Annotated in this window: 13 protein-coding genes, 3 pseudogenes and 2 other annotated features; of the genes and pseudogenes, 1 reads left to right on the top strand and 15 read right to left on the bottom strand. The window is 39.8% G+C overall.

Features of this window, described 5'->3' with window-relative positions; genetic code table 11:
- Positions 1 to 80: 80 nt before the first annotated feature.
- The 12 genes and pseudogenes from ED2_RS02795 to ED2_RS02850 form a co-directional block, all read right to left on the bottom strand.
- Positions 81 to 794, bottom strand: coding sequence for a B3/B4 domain-containing protein (locus ED2_RS02795; RefSeq protein ID WP_016177844.1), 714 nt, complete (start codon positions 792 to 794; stop codon positions 81 to 83).
- Positions 787 to 1,326: a GNAT family N-acetyltransferase gene (locus tag ED2_RS02800; protein ID WP_005880489.1), complete on the bottom strand. Its 540-nt coding sequence runs from the start codon at positions 1,324 to 1,326 to the stop codon at positions 787 to 789. Before ED2_RS02800 ends, ED2_RS02795 begins: the two co-directional genes overlap by 8 nt.
- A gap of 13 nt (positions 1,327 to 1,339) precedes the next feature.
- A complete protein-coding gene (locus ED2_RS02805; protein WP_016177843.1) occupies positions 1,340 to 1,792 on the bottom strand; it encodes a MarR family winged helix-turn-helix transcriptional regulator in 453 nt (150 codons plus the stop codon).
- 285 nt (positions 1,793 to 2,077) lie between these two features.
- Positions 2,078 to 2,830 carry a tryptophan synthase subunit alpha gene (gene trpA / locus ED2_RS02810; protein WP_016177842.1) on the bottom strand — a complete coding sequence of 251 codons (753 nt, stop codon included), beginning with the start codon at positions 2,828 to 2,830 and terminating at the stop codon, positions 2,078 to 2,080.
- Positions 2,827 to 4,014, bottom strand: a pseudogene (gene trpB, locus ED2_RS02815) (tryptophan synthase subunit beta). Before trpB ends, trpA begins: the two are co-directional and overlap by 4 nt.
- A gap of 75 nt (positions 4,015 to 4,089) precedes the next feature.
- A pseudogene (locus ED2_RS15600) lies at positions 4,090 to 4,690 on the bottom strand (phosphoribosylanthranilate isomerase).
- On the bottom strand, positions 4,687 to 5,445 hold the full coding sequence (trpC, locus tag ED2_RS02825) for an indole-3-glycerol phosphate synthase TrpC (protein WP_016177838.1): 759 nt from the start codon (positions 5,443 to 5,445) through the stop codon (positions 4,687 to 4,689). The pseudogene ED2_RS15600 and the gene trpC overlap by 4 nt, the downstream one beginning before the upstream one ends.
- Before the next feature lie 8 nt (positions 5,446 to 5,453).
- Complete coding sequence (gene trpD / locus ED2_RS02830; protein ID WP_005880503.1) at positions 5,454 to 6,455, bottom strand: anthranilate phosphoribosyltransferase; 1,002 nt, start codon at positions 6,453 to 6,455, stop codon at positions 5,454 to 5,456.
- Positions 6,439 to 6,981, bottom strand: a complete 543-nt coding sequence (locus ED2_RS02835; protein ID WP_016177837.1) for an anthranilate synthase component II — start codon at positions 6,979 to 6,981, stop codon at positions 6,439 to 6,441. Before ED2_RS02835 ends, trpD begins: the two co-directional genes overlap by 17 nt.
- A complete protein-coding gene (gene trpE / locus ED2_RS02840) occupies positions 6,978 to 8,342 on the bottom strand; it encodes an anthranilate synthase component I (RefSeq protein WP_005880508.1) in 1,365 nt (454 codons plus the stop codon). Before trpE ends, ED2_RS02835 begins: the two co-directional genes overlap by 4 nt.
- Positions 8,343 to 8,402: 60 nt before the next feature.
- Positions 8,403 to 8,633 (bottom strand) — a binding site (T-box leader).
- Positions 8,634 to 8,675: 42 nt separating this feature from the next.
- Positions 8,676 to 8,903, bottom strand: a binding site (T-box leader).
- 45 nt (positions 8,904 to 8,948) lie between these two features.
- Positions 8,949 to 9,548: an NUDIX hydrolase gene (locus ED2_RS02845; RefSeq protein WP_005880510.1), complete on the bottom strand. Its 600-nt coding sequence runs from the start codon at positions 9,546 to 9,548 to the stop codon at positions 8,949 to 8,951.
- Positions 9,549 to 9,695: 147 nt separating this feature from the next.
- Positions 9,696 to 10,451, bottom strand: a complete 756-nt coding sequence (locus tag ED2_RS02850) for a TIM44-like domain-containing protein (protein ID WP_016177836.1) — start codon at positions 10,449 to 10,451, stop codon at positions 9,696 to 9,698.
- Between the two features lie 148 nt (positions 10,452 to 10,599).
- Here ED2_RS02850 and ED2_RS02855 point away from each other — a divergent pair, with 148 nt between their 5' ends.
- Entirely contained in the window at positions 10,600 to 11,097 is a 498-nt protein-coding gene (locus tag ED2_RS02855) for a cysteine hydrolase family protein (protein ID WP_005880519.1), read from the top strand.
- Between the two features lie 390 nt (positions 11,098 to 11,487).
- On the opposite strand, the gene ED2_RS16265 is transcribed toward ED2_RS02855, so the two are convergent.
- The 3 genes and pseudogenes from ED2_RS16265 to ED2_RS02870 all read right to left on the bottom strand — a co-directional run bounded on the left by ED2_RS16265 (position 11,488) and on the right by ED2_RS02870 (position 13,980).
- Positions 11,488 to 11,574 (bottom strand): putative holin-like toxin, encoded by an 87-nt coding sequence (locus tag ED2_RS16265; RefSeq protein ID WP_226103384.1) that lies wholly within the window; start codon positions 11,572 to 11,574, stop codon positions 11,488 to 11,490.
- A 375-nt stretch (positions 11,575 to 11,949) separates the two neighbouring features.
- The gene (locus ED2_RS02865; RefSeq protein WP_016177835.1) at positions 11,950 to 12,873 is read right to left on the bottom strand and encodes a triphosphoribosyl-dephospho-CoA synthase MdcB; all 924 of its coding nucleotides are present in this window, start codon (positions 12,871 to 12,873) and stop codon (positions 11,950 to 11,952) included.
- A 21-nt stretch (positions 12,874 to 12,894) separates the two neighbouring features.
- Positions 12,895 to 13,980 (bottom strand): annotated as a pseudogene (locus ED2_RS02870) (acyltransferase family protein).
- Between the last annotated feature and the right edge of the window lie 4 nt (positions 13,981 to 13,984).

Raw genomic sequence — 13,984 nt, forward strand, 5'->3', positions numbered from 1 at the left:
TTCTACCAAAAAAACCTCTACCAATGCGAGAACACTTTCAAGCATATGGTAGAGAGTTCTTATTGGTGAGGCTTATTTTTTTAATTCATTGTTACTTCTGTTTGATTTTTTGTTAAAGTGTAATGATTGCTTGTCACATGGAATGTTTGATCGATCATTTTCTTTAATTCAAGAATTACTTCGTTCCCACGTTTTGCTTGTTCTGGATTGATTGATTCGATGACCAAAACAGCATGCGCAGTTTCTTCGGTAAGCATTGTCCGCTGTGCTTCTCGCCAATTTAAACAACGGCAAATAGCACCTTCTTCATCATAGTAGATGATTTCTTCTGGCAACGCTGGCGCATCTTTGTCTGCTCCTAGAGGTAAGAATTTTTCTCCACCTTTTGCCTTTCCTAAATGCAGATCTCCTTGGATTTTCGCAATATCTTCCCCACCACATGGCACACCATATTTTAGTGAGATACTATTGTAAATATCTACCAAAGGATTGATTGGGTAAAATTCACGTTCTTGATTGGCCCTTTTCAATAATGCTTCAATAGAAGAGCGTGCCCCTTTTTTTGTTTTGAATTGCGTAAAAGCTTGGCGCCATTGTGCAATCACTTCATTTTGACTAAAGGGTTCTTCTGTTAGATACGTTCTTGCTTCTTTTGCTGCCTGATTCAATAAATGATGATAGGTTTCTTCTTGGTCTTCTTGGACATGATTATCGATACCTTCAACAGTTAAGACCTCGATCGTTGCTTCAGGAAAAACTTCCCAAAAAGTTGAGTCTACAATTACTTTATTCATTCATTTCTCCTCCATTGATTTCTTTGACAAAAATATAATCTGTTTGAGCGTCATCACCCATATAAAAAATATGTTCGCTATGATGCGAAAAACCATGTTTCTTATAAAAGCGCAGGGCTGGGTGATTGTGTTCCCATACGCCTAACCAAATTGCTTCTTTTTGTTGTTCTTGCGCTCGTTGGATAGCAAGCGCCATGAGCGTTGAGCCGATTCCATTAGCTTTAAATGCACTGCGTACATAGATCCGCTCAATTTCTAAAAAATGATCCCCCATTTTTTCTGATTGTGCTTGGTCAACATTCAGTTTCAAATAACCTGCGATCTCGCCATCTACCATTGCCCAGTAAAATTCTGATTGTTCATTTTGCAGTTCTTTCATCAATTTATTGATCTCATATGCTTCATCTAAATAAATCCGCATCAGTTCCTCACTGTTATATTCGCCAAACGTATCTCGATAGGTTTCAATACTGATTATTTGAAGAAGTTCCGCATCTGAAACGGTCATTTTCTTGATTTCGATTTTTTCCACTTGCCTGTTCCTTTCAATAAATTCTTTTGTTGCCCTTTTTTACAAAATTCCAATCCTCACTCACATTTTGTCGAACTTTTTTTAATATCCTTTGCAATTGTTCAACTTCTGCTGATGTCAATCCTTTGAGTGCTACCTGATTGGAATAATGGTGTTCCCGGATGATAAATGGATAGATTTTTTTCCCTTTGTCTGTCGGATAGAGTTTCTTGATTTTTTTATTTGTCTGATCCGCCGCACTTTGGACCATCCCTTTTTCTTCCAACCGTTTGATTGCTCGTGCCGTCGTCGTGCGATCGACTTTGATCATTTCTGCTAGTTTTTCTTGGATGATTCCAGGATGTTCGCAAATACGTACCAAATAAAGGTATTGACCTCTTGTTAATTCGATTTCTTTAAATTCAATATTGCTGATCGAATCTAAGGCTCGAGAAATCATCCCGATTTCTCTAATGATGTCGTCCATCTTGTCCTCCTTTGGTTAAATGTTAGTCTTATTTTACACCATTTAGTTGCAAATGCAACAATTTTTAACCAAAAAAGAAAGTTCAGTCCTGATTATGTGGAAAGAGCATGTGGGGCAAATCTAGAAATCAGGTTTGCTACAGACTCTCGAGTAAACGGCGGGAGCAGAAGCAAGAAACACTTTTGTCTCGACCTCTTTCCTTCACTTTCATTATGCCTGAACGTCTTTTTGATTATTTACCGAGTTGCTTCCTCAATAGCCCCAACTATTGTGAATATTACTTTTTTAACGCAAGAGTTCCCCAATCAATTCTTGTGTTTTGGTCAATCCGTCTACTTGCAAGGAATGAACAATCTTAGATCCTACTACTACTCCATCGCAACACTGCGCAAATCGCCGGACATGTTCTGCTTTTGAAATGCCAAAACCTGCTAAAACAGGAATCGCACTTTTTTCTTTGATTTCTTTTAGATGCTCTGTCAGATTTTGCTGATAGGTTTTATTGACTCCAGTTGTTCCGTTGATCGTTACCGCATAGATAAAGCCTTCTGCTTCTTTTACTAAGGTGTCGATTCGTTCACTCGGACTAGTCAAAGAAACCAATTGGATCAGTGCAATGTCGCCTAGCTCAGGCAAGACCAAGTCACGGTGCTCATAAGGGAGATCCGGGATAATGACCCCTTGGACATGACAATCTTTTAAATCATCTACAAGTTTCTTCACACCGTAATGAAAGAATGAATTACTATATCCCATTAAAATCAATGGGACTGGTGAGCGATAATCTTGTAATACTGCAATGATTTTCTTTAGAGTTACCTGATGTTTGAAAGCATTCAAACCAGCTTCTTGAATAATGGGACCATCTGCTACTGGATCGGAAAAAGGAATCCCTAACTCAATTGCAGTTGCTCCGCTTTTTGCTAACATCTCGATTTCTTCTGATAGATGTTCTAGGCCCTGAGCACCAGCCATGATATAAGGAATGAATAAAGGTTTTGTTGTTTGATTTTCCAAATAAAGGGTTAAAGGTTTCATGCTTGTTCCTCCATTTCTTTGATTTGTTGCACATCTTTGTCCCCACGACCCGATAAGCAAACGACGATCAATTCATCTTTAGCCATAGTTGGTGCTAATTTCATGACATGAGCTAACGCATGGGAACTTTCCAATGCTGGAATGATCCCCTCTTTTTCAGACAAAAGATGGAATGCTTCGACAGCTTCACGATCGGTGATTGCTGCATATTCTGCACGGCCACTAGTATATAAATAAGAATGTTCTGGCCCGATCCCTGGGTAATCCAGGCCTGCCGAAATAGAAAATGCTTCAATGACTTGTCCATCATCATCTTGAAGCAAGTGCATCTTCGCTCCATGCAGCACGCCAACACTTCCTTTATTGATCGACGCAGCATGTTCATTGGTATCCAAGCCATGCCCTGAAGCTTCAACACCAATCAATCGCACTGGATCATTGAGGAAAGGATAAAACAATCCCATTGAATTGCTTCCCCCACCAACACATGCGATCGCCACATCTGGTAACCGGCCTTCTGCTTCTAAAATCTGGCGGCGTGCTTCAGTTCCAATCACGCTTTGGTAATCCCGCACAATTTCAGGGAACGGATGCGGGCCTAAGACTGATCCCATGACGTAATGTGTATCTTCTACATGTTCGACCCAATAGCGTAATGCCTCGTTGACTGCATCTTTGAGTGTCTTGCTGCCAGAAGTCACACTAACTACCTTTGCACCTAATAACTCCATCCGAAAGACATTCAGCTCTTGGCGTTTGACATCTATTTCTCCCATAAAGATCGTACATTCCATCCCGAACAAAGCAGCCGCAGTAGCCGTAGCGACTCCATGTTGCCCTGCTCCTGTTTCTGCTACAACTTTCTTTTTACCCATTCGTTTGGCTAACAGTACTTGTCCTAATGCATTGTTGATTTTATGGGCTCCTGTATGATTCAAGTCTTCCCGTTTCAAATAGATCTTCGCACCACCAAGATGTTCTGTTAATCGTTGTGCAAAATAAAGTGGATTCTCACGTCCTACATATTGCTTTAAATAGTAGGAAAATTCTTTCTGGAATTCCACATCTTTTTTTGTTTCTTCATAAGTTTCTGTCAATTCTTTGACTGCGTACATCAAGGTTTCTGGGACGAACTGTCCACCAAATTCCCCATAAAATCCTTATTCATTCGGTTGTTGGTACATGTTGTTTCCTCCTTTTTTACTGATAGACTGTGTCATGCCTCTTTATCGCGTTGCTTTCAACGGATCCTTTACGTTTCAGCTGTTATCAGCAATTCTCACCGCTTCACAAAATGCGCTGATTTTTGCTAGATCCTTTTTCCCATCTGTCTCGACACCACTTGATACATCCACTACTTTCGGATGGAAATAAGCAATGGCTTCTCCCACATTTTCAGCTGTCAAACCGCCAGCTAACCACAACTTTTCTTTTTCTAACTGCTGTACTGCGACAACTGACCAATCAAAACGCTGACCATTCCCGCCCATATATTAGTAGGTGGGGCATCCAATAAAAGAAAATCTTCACCAGTCGCTACTGTCAATGACACATTTTTAGTCACACTTTTTGCTCGAATAATCGGAACATCCAACTGCTGAAATTTTTTTCTCCATGGATCTGGACGAAATCAAGTTGAGCGATCTTAACAATCTCTTCGACGAATTCTTTTGTAGGTGAAACAAACACCCCGACTTTTTTTACTTTTTCAGGAAGATCTTGCGTAAGTGCACGAACGTTTTCGGGAGTGATTTTTCTTGGACTCTCTGCGAAAACAAATCCGAGATAAGAAGCCCCGGATTGAATTGCTGTATCGATCGCCGTTTTTGTCGTCAATCCACAAATCTTAATCTCAGTCATCTTCTCGACACCTGCAATTCCTTTACTTTTTCTTCCACGTTTCCTGCTCTCATCAGCGTTTCACCTACCAAGATTCCTTGATAATTTTGACTGATTTTCTCAACATCCTGTGCTGTTTTAAAGCCAGACTCACTGATATAAATACATCGACCTTCTGGCTGACTCAAATCAATACTGGTCTGTATGCTGACTTGGAAGGTCTTTAAGTTGCGATTATTGACTCCAATAATCGTAGCGCCGATTTCTTTCGCAGTTGCTAATTCCTGGGCGTCGTGGGTTTCCACTAAGACTTCTAAGCCTAACTCAGTCGCATACTCATGCAATTCCTTCAATCTTACCTTTGGCAAAGTTGCAACAATCAGTAAAATCAGACTTGCACCTGCTTGTTTTGCTCGTACGATCTGCTGTTCATCAATAATGAAATCCTTACATAACACCGGTACATCGACTACTTGAGCAACTGCTGTCAAATCATGGATCGTTCCATTGAAAAAGACAGGATCGGTCAATACAGAGATGGCACTGACACCAGCTGTTTCATATGTTTTCGCCTGTTGCAAAATATCAACCGTTCCATTGATCAGGCCTTTAGAAGGAGAAGCTCGTTTGATTTCTCCAATGATATGGACTTTTTTAGGGTTTCCTTTTACCGCTTGATAAAAGGAAGGCCGCTGCTTCTCTACTCGTTTTTCGACCGGCGTTAAGTTGTTCACTTCATTTGCTTTTTCTTTTAAGATTTTCTCTAAAAAATCCATCCGCTCACCTACTGTTCTTTTAATAAATTTTGTAATGTATCAAATGCTGCACCTGATTGAATCACTTGTTCTGCTTCCTTGATGCCTTCTCTAATTGACTGAACTTTAGCACCTGCTAGAAAACCTAATCCCGCATTTAGGAGAACCGTTTCGTAATACGGTGTTTTCTCACCTTTTAATACCGATAATAGAATCTCTTTATTTTTTTGAACATCGCCTCCGGTAATGGCAGTCAATGGCAGTGACTCCAAGCCCACTTCTTCTGGTGAAAATGAAAACTCACTGACTTTTCCTGACTGATAAAAAGCACAATGGGTCTTGCCGCCCAAATTGGCTTCGTCCATTCCCTGATAGCCATGAAGAACTAGTGCTTGTTTTCTCCCTAACTTTCCTAATGTTTCAGCAGTTGATGCTAGTGAATCTCCTGCATAGGTCCCCATCAGCTGATACTCTAATGGATACGGATTGATCAATGGACCAATCAAGTTAAAGATCGTGGGTGTAGCTAATTCTTTACGCACACTCATGACTGCTCTCATTGCAGGATGCATTGCAGGGGCAAAGAGAAAAGCAATCCCAACGTTTTTTAAAAGATGATCGATTTGTTCTTTGCTGTTAGTGATGGTAACGCCTAATGCTTCCAACACATCTGCACTTCCAGAGCGACTTGAGATACTGCGATTGCCATGTTTTGCCATAGGGATTCCCCCACCTGCAAGAACAAATGCCGCTGTCGTACTGATATTGAAACTTTGTGAATGATCGCCACCAGTACCACAATTATCCATTACCCCAGTTGGTGCTTTTTCCATTGGAATCGCCCGCTTTTGCATCACATGAGCCAAGCCTGTCAATTCTTCTGTACTTGCCCCTTTTACCTTCAATCCGATCAACACACCGCTGATCTGGTTTGCGGTCACTTCTTGATCAAACATTGCAGTCGCTAATTGTTCCATTTCTGCTTGTGATAAATCTTTTTGCTGATAGATACGTTCAAATAGTTGTTGCATCAGTAATCCCTGCTTTCTGTAAAAATTCCGTTAAATAGTCTTCCCCATTTTCAGTACCGATAGATTCTGGATGGAATTGCAGTCCATATATCGGGTATTCCCGATGTTTCATTGCCATGATGTAGCCATCCACTTCTGCGGTGATACAAAGTTCTTCCGGAAAATGTTCTTTTGACACAATCAATGAATGATAACGCATGATTTTCTTGTTGTTGATCACCGATTGCTTTCCATGCATGATTGTGGGTGCAGATACGATCTTTGCACCAAATACTTCACCAATGGCTTGATGCCCCAGACATATTCCTAAAATTGGTTTCGTTTGATAGAACAATTGGATCAATTTTTCTAGATCACCTGCTTCTGCTGGTTTTCCAGGTCCCGGTGAAAGAATGATGCCATCTGCTTTGCGAGCGACTTCCAACAGTCGTTGGTCGTCATTTCGTAAGACGATGATCTCCGTATCTGGAAGTAAATGAACCAAGTTATACGTAAAAGAATCATAATTATCGACTAATAAAATCATTTTCTTACCTCCAATAGCCCTTTCGCTTTTTGTAATGTTTCAAAATACTCGCTTGTCGGATCAGAATCATAAACAATCCCCGCACCTGCTTGCACGTACGCTTTTTTGCCTTTCACTACCATCGTGCGAATAGCAATGGCAAAATCTGCTTGGTTGTCTTGCGAAAAGTAGCCAACTGCGCCTGCATAAATCGAGCGTTTCACTGGCTCCCACTCGTAAATGCGTGTCATTGCGCGAATCTTAGGTGCCCCACTGACCGTTCCTGCCGGCAAAGTTGCTTTCAGCGCATCCATCGCAGAAAAGCCAGTTTTCAATCGGGCTTGCACAAGTGAAACGATATGCATGACAAAGCGGTAACGTTCAACTGTCATGAAAAGAGGAACAGTTACAGAACCATGTTGTGCGACTTTCCCCAGATCATTGCGCCCTAGATCGACTAACATCTGGTGTTCTGCGATTTCTTTCGGATCGCTTATCAATTCTTTTGCTAACTGATCATCCAGCTCTTTACTTGCTCCACGTTTTCGAGTGCCGGCAATCGGGTTCGTTGTCACGATCTCCCCTTTGACTCGAACTAAACTTTCAGGGGAACTCCCGATAATCGTTGCTTGAGGGAATGGTAAAAAATAAAGATAAGAAGAAGGGCTGGTCACTCGTAATTGACGATAGTAATCGAAAGGATCAATCGTAAAATCTACGCTTAATCGTTGCGAAGGAACCACTTGGAATAAATCACCCTCTCTGATTTTTTGTTTTGCTTCTGTAACGATCTGTTCAAATTTTTCTTGTGAAAAATTACTCTTGAATTGTAAGGACAACGAAGGTAGCTCACTTCCTTCTCCTTCATTCATTGTTCTGATTTTTTGCTCGATAGTTTCTAATCGTTGTGCTAACACTTCTTCCGTTTCATGGCTGTAGCTATTGCTCGCAACGATAGTTATTTCTTGCTGTTGATGATCATAGATCACGAATGATTCGTAGAGATAAAATTGCATGTCTGGTAAGCCCAATTCATCTTCTGGAATCGTTCCTATCTCCTCGTAACACGCCGCAATGTCATAGCCTACATAGCCAATAGCCCCACCTTGAAATGGGAGCTCTTCATGTAGTTCTTCTTCAACCAACACGTATTTTTCAAGTTCTTTCAGCGGGTCCTTACAGCGGTACGTCGTTTCATCAAACGAAAACTCTCCTTCTGCATATTTGACGTGATGCGCTGGATCAAATGCAATGACTGAATATCTGCCATTTTCTTTTTCTCTGGGGATGCTTTCCAATAAACAGCTTTTTTCATCTCGCAGGCGATAATACAAATTGATTGGCGTTAAACAATCGCCATTGACTTTCTTCGTTTTTCTCATTTTTTTCTCTTCCTTCCTTTTATGTAAACAAAAAAAGCCCCCAAGTCAGACGAAGTCCAACTTGAGGGCGGATGTACCACGGTGCCACCTCAATCATATGCTAAAAAAGCATATCTCTATCGACCATCTAACAATGGTCTTTCTCTGTAACGGGAGTTCCCGTCATCCCCTACTTTGGTTCAAGGATGCTCGGACAAGTCCATTCACTAAGCAAAAAATACTTCCTTCTCATCATCGGAAATTTTCTGTGATTTTTCTTTTCTTAGCTACTTCTCTTGTCATTGATTTTTTTATCTAAAATACAAAAAAGCCCCCAAGCCAGACAAAGTCCAACTTGAGGGCGGATAATCCACGGTGCCACCTCAATCATATGCTAAAAAAACATATCTCTATCGACCGTCTAACAACGGTCTTTCTCTATAACGGGAGTACCCGGAAGTCCCTACTTGATTCAACACTTCAGTCCAAAAGTCCATTTCACATCATCCACTTACTGATCCGCAGCCCCATCAGCTCTCTGAAAAGATCGATCATGTTACTTCTCTTTTGTAAGACACTTATTTTTGATAATAATACGCTCTCTTATTTTACTTGTCAATACTTTTTTTAGTCAAAATAAGGTAACGGTCCGTTGGCTAAAATTGCCAATTGTTCCTTCGTCGTTCGCTTGATCGATAATGGTGGCAACTCATCTAAAGCAAAAAAAGCACTGTTTGATGTTTCACTATTTTCCACAAATGAGCCGGCTAGGATAGTACAAGAAAAAACGAGCTTATAATATTGAAAAAGTTGCGGAACATCTTTTCTTACATTTGTATCGAACACTGCAAGTAGTTTATCTGCTGTCACGATGAGCCCCGTTTCTTCTTCAACTTCTTTTTCGATATTTTCTTTAGGCGAGAGCCCAACTTCTGCAAATCCCCCCGGCAGTGCCCATTCCTTCGTTTTCTTATCTTCAATCAAGAGAACTTTATCCTCCTGCTTGATGTAGGCTCGAACGTCGATTTTTGGTGTGGGGTATCCTTCGTTTTGCTCTGTTAAACGAAATAGTTCAGCTGAAGTTTCTGTCCCGATCCCACTCAATAATTCAAGTGCTATCGTCCGCAGCTCTTCATATCTTTCTTTATCAAATACGTCTTTTCCATAAAGTAAGCCTGCTTCTGCAATCGTCAATAGTCTTCTGTACTGATCAAATCTGGTCTGCATCTCGTTTCTCCTTTATCAGCATCCTTTTCTCAAGTATAAGGATGTTTGAACCAACTGACAAATCCGTCCACTTGAACGTAGCATAATTTTAACTTTTCCATTACTTCACTTATCCACATGATTTATAAGCTATTGTCTATGGATCGTTTAATCTGTGTAAATTGGTTGAATAAAATCTGCTCTCCAGTGTTTGCCTTCCTGATCATAGTCAAAGTACCATATTTGAGAAAATTGCTGTTGTCTCCTACGGCTACCTGAAATAACCCGTCTATCTCGCCGATCGATCGTGTAATCTAAACAACTGAAATCGATTCGGATCGAGAAGCTTTCTTCATGGATTTTCCGATAATTTTCTAAGCCTTGGATACTTACCTTTTTAGTATGATTCTTGACCCCATCCGCTTCATTTTCCTGCAGTACCCGTTGATGTTCCTCAAATAGCCGTTGTGTATAGCAGTTTCTCACTTTCTCGAGAGTTTCATGATCCCAAGCATTTTGAATGGTCAGAAAGATATTTTCTACTGTTGCACATAATTCTTTTTTTTGTTGTTTCGTTCCTGGCATAGCAGCAAATAGAACATCTTTACGCTTGCGTTCGACTTTATTCCGTTTATAGCGCCTGAAACCATAAGAACCGATGATCGCAAGCGGTGCGATCCACATTCCACGACCCACAGGATAGTTACTTGTTTCATAATCGCTGTAATACCTACCTCCTGTGTTCATATAGCCACGAGAACTCGATCTGTTACCAGTCGAAACTCCTCCAGAACTAAACCCGCCACCGCTACTACCAAAACTACCACCGCCATGTCCACCAGCAACTGCAAAGCAAGCAGTTGGCATAGCAAATAAAGCGAAGAAACATCCTAAACTCACAACTAGACCGATTATCTTTTTCATCATTATCCTCTTTTAACTAAAATAATATAAAAATCATATCCTTTGTTTCTTTGCACGTCAATATGTATTACAATGTATCTAATTTATTGTTCTGGGAACCATTCTCTTCACAGAACAACAGTGTTCAACAATTTAGGGGGAAGTACACATGCTTGCTGATGCATTACTGATCATCGATCTTCAAAATGGCGTCTGTCACCAAGAAGACCACTCAATCGATCATCTCGAACAATTAGTTCTAACTGTTAATTCTTTGATACACAACTATTCCGGGCGACCAATCATCTTTGTTCAACATTGCGATGAAGAATTGGTGGAAGGAACCTTTGCTTGGGAGATCATTCCTGAGATCCACACTGAAAAAGGAACTCATTTTGTCAATAAGATCCATGCCAACTCTTTCTATCAAACAAATCTTCAGGAACTGCTCACGCAATTAACTATCACTTCTTTAGAAGTCTGTGGTGCTCAAACACAATATTGTGTAGATACCACCGTTAAATTTGCTCATGGATTAGGGTATCAGCTACAAATGCGTAAATCTGCTTCTACTACGTATGATACTCCTGTCATGTCTGCAGAAACGCTGATTCGTTTTTATGAAGATATCTGGGATGGCCGTTTTTTGACACTCTACGAAGAGTAGTTCTAGGACTTTCTTATCTCTGACAATGCGTATTGAACAAAAAAAGAATTAAGTTGTATTTACGTAGAAATAACCTCAAAAGTTAGTTGATGTTGCACCCCATGACTCGGATATTAGGCCAGGTTATGGCGCTCTTCAATGAAAGTCTAACTTTTTTGGGTCACTACATTTTTTCCGATCACCTACCATGTATTTAGTTCAACAATCTAAACTTCCAAAACAATTTGAATCCTATGTGTACATTGTACTTGTACGAATCAACAATCTAAGCTAGTATAAAGAAAAGGAGCTATGCGCGAACATAGCCCCCATGTAGAACTGTTAAAAAGACAGTGACTTTGAATTAATAGTTTTTTGAAACCATCTATCTCTCGTCAAAGTGTTAGATGGTTATTTTTTTTGGTCATTACGGTCAATGATCAGCAAAACCAATGTCGCAAAAGCGATCATCAGTTGAATTGCTTCAAAAGTTGACACTTGCTTACTCCCTTCTAGGGATAAAGCGATGAACCATAGGCATCACCCCTTTTTCAAGAGATTAGCCACCATCTTTTCACTTTTCTACTTTAACTTCAGAAGTGATAGCCAAGTTCTCTGTTGCTAGAACAGTAGTCCAAAAAAAGAAGAAAAAAGAAATTAAATTTTCTCCAGAAGAATATCGTTTAAAGATGATGCAATAACAAAAAAAGAATGGGATAAAAGTAAGAAATACTTTTGTCTCATTCTTTAAAAACGAAGAAACGGTGGGAGCAGAAGCAACTCCTTCGGAAATAAACACTTCTGTCCCAGCCTCTCCCAATGATCCAGTTTTATGAGTGCGCTACATTGTTGGTCTAACTTTTGGGGCGCACTTCATTCCCCTAACTTTTTGGGGTTATTTTTATAACAAACTGGATGCTTATATGTTTTACTAATGTTGAACGAGAACACGATCGTTTCCTTGGCTTTTTTTTCCCAACTTTTCACTTCTACCAAAAATATACCAGCTGCCAGCAGATCTGCACTGCCCCCAGGTGAAATTTGTTTCTTTTGGCAAAAACGAAGAAGTTCAGAAAAACTAGGATTCGGTAGCAGACATTTACTAGCATCATAAGCCAGTTTTTGCATCTTGAACAATGTCGTTTCATCGTTACGATGCAACACACAGGTATCTTCAATCGTACTCATCAAGACTAATAACATATGCAACTGCTTTTGCTCTTTTGAATCTGTCGAAAAAGACTCATATGAGGTCAATGCATGTGCCAAATTAGGATAGCCTAAGACAGCTTCTTCGTATGCACCATTGACACTATATTTTTTCTTAACGACAAGTCCATGACTTTTTTGTTTCGTTTGAAATTTAGAGTCTGGAAAAGCAGCTAATTTTCCCACAGTTTCAAATAATTGGGGATAGTCTAAAGATTCATTACCACTGATTTTCTGAGAAATGACACTGCTTAAGAGCCCCATGACCCAAATAGCCCCTTTATGTGTATTCACACCATTGGTTGCTTTAAGCATCGCTTTTTCCGCCTGTCGACCGATTTCTGCAATTTTTTCACGTAATTCTTGGTCGATTGGATGGTTCCACGATACAATAGCCATTTGTTTAAAAAAAGGAGTCAATGACTTAGCTGAGCGAAGAAACAAAGACAGATCCATATCATGATGGGCACCTGTACTGTGGGCATCCACTAAACCAGGCTTGGGGCTCAATTCCACTTCTGCTATCAATGCTTTCTCCACAGAATAAGCAATCTGCGCTGCCACCATTTCCCTTTGTTTTTCTCTCATGACAAAAACTCCTTTCATTTTTTACTTACTAAATACTTTCTTCACGTTAGACCAGATAAGGTGTAAGATCCAGCTTAAAGCAAATGCACAGCTAGCTGTAGCTAAATATGCCACAAGGATCATTATTCCAGAAGGTAATCGCAAGAAACTATCTTTAAAGAATAGTAACAATACTTGGAATACAAAGACATTCGCTAAATACGTACGATATGCGTACACAGATAACCATTTGAAAAGTGGTAATTTAGGTGAATCATTGATGATCATTTTTGAAGCGCCCATGAAGACGGCAAAAATAATAACTAAGCTATACAAACTTTGAATCGTATTCAAGTAAGGAGCGTTAGCAAAACTCAAATCTCCTGGATGTTCTAATAATGAACGAACAGAAAATAGCGCAACGACTAAGCCTACAGGCAAGAACAAGTAACGAACTCGATTCAATACATTGAATACTTCCTTGTGATACATGAAAGCAGCTACGCCATAGATACCATAGATAATAAAACTTAGTACAAATCGATCAAGTAGGTATAAACTTTGATGGTATGGTCCATTCAATACTTGTGATTGATAGAATAAATACCAAACAACGTAGATGGCTGTTGAAACGATCATTGTTGGCCAAACATGCTTTTTATTCGCAAAGAATTTATAGCCTAACCAAACAAAAAACGGCATAAACAATTGGATCTGTAACATCATCACGGTATACCATAAATGTGGCGCTCCGTCACCAGTCACATATTTCAATAAGAAGCTACCTACATTTGTATACGGTGTTTGTTGTTGTACAGCTGGGAATAATCATAGATACGCAGTTGCCCATAATACGTACGGAACAAATAATTCAAAGAATTTTTCTTTTAAAAATCCCCCGTAAGATATATGTTGACTAGTTTTTACCATATTATAAACAATTGCAAAAATAAACATCGGAGCAGTATATTTAACCATCACGTAAAATGTTCCAATAAAAGCAGCTGTCGTTTCATTGTGTGCATTCGCTAATGCAAATGATAAAATAGTTTGCATCATTACGGCAGTTACAGCAGACACTTTTCGGAAATCGCTTACATTGATTTTGATTTTCTTATTTTCAAACATCTCT

Source organism: Enterococcus durans NBRC 100479 = LMG 10746, assembly GCF_001544215.1.
Classification (GTDB): Bacteria; Bacillota; Bacilli; order Lactobacillales; family Enterococcaceae; genus Enterococcus_B; species Enterococcus_B durans.